Below are 8983 nucleotides of genomic sequence, written 5' to 3'. Positions count from 1 at the left end.
CCCCCCCCCCCCCCCCCCCCCCCCCCCCCCCCCCCCCCCCCCCCCCCCCCCCCCCCCCCCCCCCCCCCCCCCCCCCCCCCCCCCCCCCCACCGGCTCCCCCCTCGGAGCCGGACCCGTCTCCTGCCGTCAGCGTCGCAGGGTCAGCAGACCCGGACGGTAGGGCAGGAGACCGTAGTCACCGCCGGAGTTGGGGCTGCGCCCCTGGTAGAGCAACTGCAGGTTGCAGGGATCGACGGTCATGGTCTGATCGGCGCTGGTGCGGATCAGTTCGCCGTGGCTGATGTCGTTGGTCCAGGTGGCGCCGCTGTTGGCCTTGCCGGCGAAGGGGTTGCTCTCGGTCGCGGCCTGGGGCGTCCAGGAGCCGTTCAGACTGGTGGCCGTGAACGAGCGGAAGTACCGGCCCTGCGAGCCGATCGCCTCGACGATCATGAGGTAGCGGTTCTGGCCCTGCAGCTTGTAGACCTGCGGGGCTTCGAACAGGTTGTTCGTCGTGTCGCTCATGACCACGGTCGAGGTCGAGCCGAAGCTGCCCGGGAAGTTCCCGATCGGCATGCTGGCCCGGTAGATCTTGCCGTTGTCGCCGGCGAAGAACAGGTACATGTTCTGGCCGTCACCGATGAGCGTCTGGTCGATGGGTCCCGTTCCGGAGTCGGAGATGCTTCCGGAGAAGAGCACCTGCTCGGACGACCAGCCGTTCGGGTTGGTGGGGTCGCTCGACGTCCGGTAGGAGAAGGCGGTCCGGCCCCACTGGTAGGCGAGCACCCAGATGTTCTTCGGCGCGAAGTAGAAGAGCGTGGGTGCGACGGTGGAACTGGCCATCGTGTTCTGGCTGGCCGAGGCCATCTCCGACCAGTTGGTGAACAGGCCGAAGTTCATCGAACCCCACCTCGTCCCCGTGTCGTGCGTGGTCGCGTAGACGAGTTGCCTGCCGTTGTAGGGGGCGACGGTGAAGTCCTTGAGCGAGACCCACCCCTGCTTGGGCTGCGCCAGCGCGCCCGTCGACGTCCAGCGGTAGCTCGACGGGAGATCGCACGAGCCGGGGGTGCCGGCGCCGACCTTGACGAGGCGCCACTGCTGGTTGGCGCCGCCCCAGTCGTCGTACTGGACGATGTTCGCGTTGTCGGCGGTGGAGGCGCCCTGCACTTCGAGGGCCTTGTTGCTGTGGCGCGAAATGAGCCTCACGTAGCCGTCCGAGCTGTCGGCCAGTCGCCACTGCTGGTTGGCGGCGTTCAGGTCGGACCACTGGACGATCGAGCCGCCGTTCGCGGTGGACCAGTTGTGGACGTCCAGCACCTTGCCCGAGTGACGGGACTTGATGCGGTAGTAGCCGTCCCCGGAATCGACGAACTGCCACTGCTGCTGGCTCTGGTCGTTCCTGGTCCACTGGGTGATGCGGGCGCCGTCACCGGTCGCCATGTTGTAGACGTCCAGGGCTTTGCCGCTGTTGCGGTTGACCAGCACGTACGAGGCGTCGGGTTCCACGGTCGCGGCCTCGGCGGGCTGGGCACCGAGGAAGGTGACCACCAGCAGCAAGGGCGCGAGGACGCCGAGTAAGCGTCTCGGACGGACCGGGGACGGGTGGCGAAACCACATCAAAGGGCCTCCTTGGGGGCGGGGTGGGGTGCCGCGATGAACCGCGGAGCGGCAGCCGCGCCGGGGGCGGGGACGGGTTCGAAAATTTCGAAGTGATCCCGGTTCTGTGACGCCACAAGCTAGGGAGACGGGGCCCTCCGGTCAAGGTCCGTCACCGATCTGTCCGCAAACAGTCCCGGTCTCCGAGCGCGACGAGCCCTTGCCTCGCTCATGAAACCGCAGGTGGGGTGCGGTAGGGCTCGCCGACCCGAGGATCCGCCCACCTCAACATGGCCTCGAATGTTTCGAATCTAGATCGGAAATTTTTTTCGCCGCAAGGGTTGACGAGTCAATGACAACCCCTCAATCATCCTGTCTGGTAAATCGACCGTAGGACGAGATTTCGAACAGTGCTGGTCCCGAGCGGGCTGTGCCGCACTGCGGAGCCGTGCACAGCCGCACGACGGATCCGCGCACCGAAGCACCCGCGCCACCCCGTTTTCCCGTCCCGGTGAGGCTCGCACCGACGCGTCCCGACCCTCCGCGCAGGGGGAGAGGTGCGCGGCCCCGCGTGACGGCCTCCCGGCCGAGCCGCGATGGAGTACCCCCGTGCCCGTGTCGAAAGACCGCTGCCGCCCGGCGTACGTCACTCGGCGGCCGACCGGGCCCGTCCGTGCCGGTCGGGATCCTGCCGGGACCCACGACCGCGGTGTCCGGTGGTCCCGTCATTCCTACCTTGGAGGCACAGCCATGGGCTCCTCTGCCCTTCCCAGACCCGCCGTCCGGCGGAAGATCCGCGCTCTGCTGCCGGCGCTGGTCGCCGGCGTCCTCGGTGCGGGCGCCGCACTGGTCGCACCGCCGTCGCCCGCCCAGGCCGCCGAGAGCACGCTCGGCGCCGCCGCGGCGCAGAGCGGCCGCTACTTCGGCGTCGCCATCGCCGCGAACAGGCTGAGCGACTCGACGTACGCGACGATCGCGGCCCGGGAGTTCAACTCGGTGACGGCCGAGAACGAGATGAAGATCGACGCCACCCAGCCGCAGCGGGGCCAGTTCAACTTCTCCGCCGCCGACCGCGTCTACAACTGGGCGGTGCAGAACGGCAAGGAGGTGCGCGGTCACACCCTGGCCTGGCACTCCCAGCAGCCCGGCTGGATGCAGAACCTCAGCGGCAGCGCGCTGCGCCAGGCGATGATCGACCACATCAACGGCGTGATGGCCCACTACAAGGGCAAGATCAAGCAGTGGGACGTCGTGAACGAGGCCTTCGCCGACGGAAGTTCGGGAGCCCGGCGCGACTCCAACCTGCAGCGCACCGGCAACGACTGGATCGAGGTCGCCTTCCGCACCGCGCGCGCCGCCGACCCGTCCGCCAAGCTCTGCTACAACGACTACAACGTCGAGGACTGGACCTGGGCCAAGACCCAGGCCATGTACCGCATGGTGCGGGACTTCAAGCAGCGCGGCGTGCCGATCGACTGCGTCGGCTTCCAGTCGCACTTCAACAGCGGCAGCCCCTACAACAGCAACTTCCGCACCACCCTGCAGAGCTTCGCCGCCCTCGGCGTCGACGTGGCCGTCACCGAGCTCGACATCCAGGGCGCCTCGCCCACGACCTACGCCAACGTGGTCAACGACTGCCTGGCCGTCTCGCGCTGCCTCGGCGTCACCGTCTGGGGCGTGCGCGACAGCGACTCCTGGCGGTCGGAGCACACGCCGCTGCTGTTCAACAACGACGGCAGCAAGAAGCCCGCGTACACCGCCGTCCTCAACGCGCTCAACGGCGGCTCCACCACACCGCCCGCGGACGGTGGAACGCTCAAGGGCGTCGGTTCGGGCCGCTGCCTGGACGTGCCGAACAACAGCACCACCGACGGCACCCAGGTCCAGCTGTGGGACTGCCACAACGGCACCAACCAGCAGTGGACGCACACCGACGCCGGTGAACTCAGGGTCTACGGCAACAAGTGCCTGGACGCCGCCGGCACCGGCAACGGCGCCAAGGTCCAGATCTACAGCTGCTGGGGCGGCGACAACCAGAAGTGGCGCCTCAACTCCGACGGATCCGTCGTCGGCGTCCAGTCCGGCCTCTGCCTCGACGCCGTCGGGGGCGGCACCGCCAACGGCACCCTGATCCAGCTCTACTCCTGCTCGAACGGCAACAACCAGCGCTGGACCCGCGCCTGACGGGGCCCGCGCGAAGTGACCGCCGCGGCGGGGACCCGGGCCCGGACGCCCGGTTCCCGCCCGGACGGTCCGCCGCGTGACCCGACGGTCCGTCCGCGGTACGGGCCCGTTCTCCGAGGACCGCGGCCGTGCCAGGCCGATCCGGTGCCCGCGCCCGTACACGGGCCAGGGTCCTTCGCTCCAGGGGAGTGCTCCCGGTCGAGGACGGCTCGGTGACGGCGGGTGACACGGCGAAGCCCCGTCGGGAACCGTCCCGACGGGGCTCTCACGCGCGGCGGGACGCACCGGGGTCCGCCACAGCGGCGGCGGTGGCGCCGACCGGGCCGGCACCGGTCGCGGTCACCTCCCCACCCCACCGCTCGCTCCCGGGCTGCCGGATCGAGGACCGGCCTTCGCGGACGGATCGTGGTCCCGGACGTAGACGGTGACCCGTGCCCCGTTGACCTGCGTCGTTCCGTGCTCGCGGAAGTGGCGCCGCAGGGTGCGTGTCTTCGCTTCCTCCCGCGGGTCGGTCAGTGAGTGCGCCCCCGCCGCACGGACCGCGACGATCCGGTCGAAGTCCAGCATGCGCGCCGCGATCTCCCGGGCGGGGAGCTCGACGCCTGCGAGCGTGTTCGACGAAACGGGGTCCTGCGCCAGGGCCAGATCCGTCAGGAAACGGGTGTCCCCGGGGTCGGCCGCGGCCAGGATCCGGTGCCGGCCGGAGAGGTAGAGCAGACCGTCGCCGGGACGGCCCGCCTCGTGTACGGCGGCGCCGATGGCGGTGACGTCGTCGCTCCGGCTCTGGGGCGTCCTCAGCGACAGGCTCGGCGGGACGAGCGCGGCCAGTACGGCGACCGCCGCGATCCACACGGAGCGGGAAGACCGCTGCTGCCGGTGGAGGTGATCCGTCAAGGCGCCCAGCAGCAAGGCGATGCCGATGTTGCTGTACAGCACGTACCGGTCGACGAAAAGGGGCTTCACCAGGGAGACGATCAGCAGCAGAAGGCCCGGGAGCACGAGGATCGGCACGGCCAGCGCGGAAAGCCGTACGGGCCCCCTGACCCCCAGGGGCACCCGGGCGCACGCCACGCCCACGACCGCCACGACCAGGAAGTACTGCAGCCGCACCGGCCCGCCGATCCAGGACACCTGCTCCGACTGCGCCGCACTGAGGATCGCCAGTGGCAGCAGCCCGGCCACGACGCCGGCCGCGGTCACGCTCCACGCCCTCATCACCGGCCGTGGAACACGGGAGACGACCAGGGTGACGCCGTGTGCGACGAGGGCGAGGACCGCGAACTCGTGGAGCAGGCAGGCCAGCAGCATGGTGGAGCCGTAGACCGCCCACCGCCACCGGGCGCGGTGCGGGACGCTGACCACCAGCGCATAGGTGGCCCAGGCGACCAGGGCGCAGACCATGGCGTACGAGCGGCCTTCCTGCGCGTACTTCTGCACCTGGGGGAGGACCGGGAACACCAGCCCGGCCAGCAGCCCGGCCCGGGGCCCCGCCAGGCGCAGCCCCAGAAGCCCGACCCCGCTCGCCGCCACGGACATCGCCAGCACGGACGGCAGCCGCAACGCCAGCAACCCCCCGCCGAAGAGACCGAAGATCCCGTGCATCACGGTGTAGTAGAGGGCGTGGACCAGATCGACGTGCTGGGCGGTGAGCCATATCTGCGAAAGGTCGCGCTGCGCGAGCTGATAGGTGACGGACTCGTCCCCCCACATGGTGTTCTCCCTGCGGATGCCCCAGAGTCCCAGGGCGACGGTCAGCAGCGAGGGCGCGAGGAGGACGACGGCTCGGACCGGGCGCGGTGACGGCCGACGGTCGGGCGGGGGAGCGGGGACCGTCCCGATCACGGCGGGGACACGTTCGTCAACGGACATCGAGGGCGGGGCCTTTCAGCAGTGGCGAAGAAGCCCCGCCAGCGTGCCCGGACCTCGTTGACCGGTTGCTGACCCGACCTGACCGGCCGATCAGGAAGGCGGGCCGGTCCTGTGCCAGGCTGCACCCCATGCGCATCCTGGTGGTCGAAGACGAAGTGGACCTTGCCCACACCCTGCACACCGGCCTGACCGCCGAGGGCTACAGCGTCGACCTCGCCCATGACGGCCGGCAGGGACTGTGGATGGCCCGGAGCGGCGACTACGCCCTCGTCGTGCTGGACCTGATGCTGCCCGGACTCAACGGCTACAAGGTCTGCGCCCAGCTGCGCCGGGAGGGGAACGCGACCCCCATCCTGGTCCTCACCGCCAAGGACGGGGAGTGGGACCAGGCGGAGGCCCTGGACACGGGGGCCGACGACTACCTGGCCAAGCCCTTCTCCTACCTGGTGCTCGTCGCACGGCTGCGGGCCCTGGCCAGACGCGCCGCGACGGCCGCCCCGCCCGTCCTCGCCGTGGGCGACCTCTCGTTGGACGTCGCCGGCCGGGTCTGCCGCCGGGCCGGAGTCCGGGTGGACCTCACCCCCAGGGAGTTCGCCGTGCTGGAGCTGCTGGCCCGCCGGGCGGGCCAGGCGGTCTCCAAAGCGGACCTGCTCTACCACGCGTGGCCCGACGAGGCCGAGGACCCCAACCTGGTGGAGGCGCGCGTCAGTTCCCTCCGCAAGAAGGTGGACACCGCGTTCCACCGGCGGTCCCTGCAGACCGTACGGGGCACCGGCTACCGACTGGTGGACGACCGTGAACGCGACTGAGCCGCGACGCCGCTGGTGGCCGCGTTCGGTACGAGCCCGCGCGGCCCTGGCCGCCGCCTCGGCCGCCGCCGTCATCCTGGCCGGCATCGGCTGGTGGGTGCACCGCGACGTCTACCGTCAGAGCACGCAGGTCGCCCAGGAACAGGCCCTGCTACAGCTCTGGGCTCTCGTCGATCAACTGGAGGAGGGTGTGGTTCCCGTTCGCAGGAGCGCCGTGCCGTACGAGGTCGTCGCGACCGGCCGGCGCAGCGCTGTCGCCTACGGCGGGGGCATGGCCGACTTCGATCCCGGCACTCGCCATGTGCTGCCCGCCCCGATCGGGGACGGGGCGCCCAACTTCGTCCGCCTGCCCGCGAACCGCGACTACAACCCCGGGGTCAGAGGCTCCATGGCCGGCGGGACCTATGAGGTCATGGCCGCCGACATCAAAGCCGACGAACTGAGCAGCGACAAGATCGCCGCTCTGGGCGTCACCGCCGACGCCACGCTGCGGGTCTATGTGGTGGTGCTCCCGCAGGCAGCCGAGGAGATCACCAGCACCACCGACCGCCTGCTGCTGCGGGCCGGGCTCGTCGGCCTCGTACTGATCGCCGCCGCCGCCTACTTCACCGTCCGCATCGCGCTGCGGCCGGTCGAAGCCATCCGCGTCCTCACCGCCTCGGTCACCGCGAGGGACCCCCGCGAACGCGTCACCGTCCCCGCCACCGGACACGAGATCACCGCTCTGGCCACCACCATCAACACCACCCTCCAACGCCTCGACGACGCCGCCGCCCAGCAGCGCCGCTTCGTCGCGGACGCCGCCCACGAACTGCGCAGCCCCCTCACCACACTGTCGGCCGGCCTGGAGGTCGCGCTCGCCTACCCGGAACGCACCGACTGGCCCGCCGCGGCCACCACCGCCGTACGGCAGACCCGCCGCCTCCAGGCGCTCACCGAAGACCTGCTGCTCCTCGCCCGCCTCGACACCCGCGCCCCCGCAGCCGACCCCGAAACCGTCGACCTGACCGCCCTCGTCTCCCGGCTGGCCGAGCAACACCCCCTCACCGAAAGACCGTTGACCCTCACCTACGACAGCACCGCCCCCGCACACGTCCACGGAAACCACGACGAGCTCGAACGGCTGCTGCGCAACCTCCTCGACAACGCCGCCCGTCACGCCGCACACCGCGTCCAGATCACCGTCCGGAACCAGGGCGCCCGGTCCGTCGTCGTCACGGTGCACGACGACGGACCGGGCGTGCCCCCCGAGGACGCCGAGCGCATCTTCGAACGCTTCGTCCGCCTCGACGACGCCCGCTCCCGCGACCGCGGCGGCACCGGTCTGGGCCTCGCCATCGCCCGCGACCTGGCCCACCGCCACCGAGGCACCCTCACCCTCGCCCCCCGGACCCTCGGAGCGTGCTTCGAGCTACGCCTTCCCCGAGCCCCCGCCCCGGAGGCAGCCCTCGGCCAGTCGTAGATCCACTCGACCCCCGACGCCCCGGGGCCGGGTGGACCCCTGGGCCGCCGGTGCGTGCGACGACCTCCGGGCCGACGCGGTTCACCGAACTCCCCCATCGCGCCTCCCGACCGCCGAACCCGCCCCGCTGACAGCGGCAGACCACGGCGCTGCGCACGACCGGGCACGGAACCGGACGACTTCACCTGACCGAGCGAAGATCACCACATCGGGCCCGCAGGGTGAACCCGAGGTCCACGGACTCCAGGGAGTTCCCGAGGTTGGTCTGGGTGTGCCGTTGACTGATGCGCAGTGGGCGAGGATCGAGCCGTTGCTCCCGGACCGGACGCCGAAGCGGGGCGGCCGGGTGGCCGGGGGATCATCGACATCGCCAGGTCGCGTGGCATTCCGGTCTCCGTCTACCGGGTCGACGTCGTCTCCGGCGACCAGGTGAACGGGGCCTGCCAGACCCAGGACTTCGTGTGGCTGAGCATCCGCGGCATGCTGACGGCGGGCGCGGTCCCCGCGGGCATCCCCGGTTACTTCCACCCCACACCGGTCGACTACGTGAGCGCCGCGATCCTGCGGCTCTCTTCCGGGCTCACGGGGGTGGGGGACACGTACAACCTTTCCAACCCGCACCGCCTGCACTTCTCCGAGGTCGTCGACCAACTCCGCGCCCTCGGTCACACTCTCGTGGACCTGGACGGGGCCGAGTGGAGCCGGACGGTGCGCAGCGACCCGGAGAACTCGCTCCTGCCGCTGCTCGACGTCTTCGAGGCCGCGATCTCCGGAATCGGCGGCTACCCCGACATCGACATGCACAAGACGGAGGCGGCCTCGGCGGGCAGCGGCATCACCTGCCCGCGTGTTACGGGTGAACTGCTGGCCCGCTACCTGAGGTTCTTCACCGACCAGGGCTACTTTCCGCCTCCCCACCCGCGGGAAGCCGTGTCCGTGACGATGTGACGCCGAGGCCGACCCGACACCCGGGGGGCGGGGGGGGAGGGGGGGGGGGGGGGGGGGGGGGGGGGTGGGGGGGGGGGGGGGGTGAGGGGGGGGGGGGGGGTGGTGCGGTTGGCGATGATAAGCAAGATGATGTTGCAG

At 71.0% G+C, this 8983-nt stretch carries 6 protein-coding genes; 4 read left to right on the top strand and 2 right to left on the bottom strand.

The window, feature by feature from the left end; translation table 11 throughout:
- Positions 1-127 precede the first annotated feature (127 nt).
- Positions 128-1594, bottom strand: coding sequence for a non-reducing end alpha-L-arabinofuranosidase family hydrolase (locus tag ACZ56B_RS31835; RefSeq protein ID WP_468798257.1), 1467 nt, complete (start codon positions 1592-1594; stop codon positions 128-130).
- A gap of 729 nt (positions 1595-2323) precedes the next feature.
- Here ACZ56B_RS31835 and ACZ56B_RS31830 point away from each other — a divergent pair.
- Positions 2324-3757 carry an endo-1,4-beta-xylanase gene (locus ACZ56B_RS31830; protein ID WP_468798254.1) on the top strand — a complete coding sequence of 478 codons (1434 nt, stop codon included), beginning with the start codon at positions 2324-2326 and terminating at the stop codon, positions 3755-3757.
- A 339-nt stretch (positions 3758-4096) separates the two neighbouring features.
- On the opposite strand, the gene ACZ56B_RS31825 is transcribed toward ACZ56B_RS31830, so the two are convergent.
- Positions 4097-5626, bottom strand: coding sequence for a glycosyltransferase family 39 protein (locus tag ACZ56B_RS31825; RefSeq protein WP_468798251.1), 1530 nt, complete (start codon positions 5624-5626; stop codon positions 4097-4099).
- Between the two features lie 128 nt (positions 5627-5754).
- Between ACZ56B_RS31825 and ACZ56B_RS31820 the strand changes: the two genes are divergently transcribed.
- From ACZ56B_RS31820 to ACZ56B_RS31810, 3 genes are all read left to right on the top strand, one after another.
- On the top strand, positions 5755-6435 hold the full coding sequence (locus ACZ56B_RS31820) for a response regulator transcription factor (RefSeq protein ID WP_468798248.1): 681 nt from the start codon (positions 5755-5757) through the stop codon (positions 6433-6435).
- Positions 6422-7897 (top strand): sensor histidine kinase, encoded by a 1476-nt coding sequence (locus ACZ56B_RS31815; protein WP_468798245.1) that lies wholly within the window; start codon positions 6422-6424, stop codon positions 7895-7897. The genes ACZ56B_RS31820 and ACZ56B_RS31815 overlap by 14 nt, the downstream gene beginning before the upstream one ends.
- 291 nt (positions 7898-8188) lie before the next feature.
- Positions 8189-8845 carry an SDR family oxidoreductase gene (locus ACZ56B_RS31810; protein ID WP_468798242.1) on the top strand — a complete coding sequence of 219 codons (657 nt, stop codon included), beginning with the start codon at positions 8189-8191 and terminating at the stop codon, positions 8843-8845.
- Positions 8846-8983: the final 138 nt, after the last annotated feature.

This window comes from Streptomyces sp. NPDC034670 (assembly GCF_055574875.1).
The sequence above is the reverse complement of the archived record's forward strand: the minus strand, read 5'-3'. Positions and strand labels throughout refer to the sequence as shown.

Coding starts and splice junctions, on each gene's coding strand:
- ACZ56B_RS31835 (WP_468798257.1), bottom strand. CDS start 1,594: ATGTGGTTTCGCCACCCGTCCCCGGTCCGTCCGAGACGCTTACTCGGC.
- ACZ56B_RS31830 (WP_468798254.1), top strand. CDS start 2,324: ATGGGCTCCTCTGCCCTTCCCAGACCCGCCGTCCGGCGGAAGATCCGC.
- ACZ56B_RS31825 (WP_468798251.1), bottom strand. CDS start 5,626: ATGTCCGTTGACGAACGTGTCCCCGCCGTGATCGGGACGGTCCCCGCT.
- ACZ56B_RS31820 (WP_468798248.1), top strand. CDS start 5,755: ATGCGCATCCTGGTGGTCGAAGACGAAGTGGACCTTGCCCACACCCTG.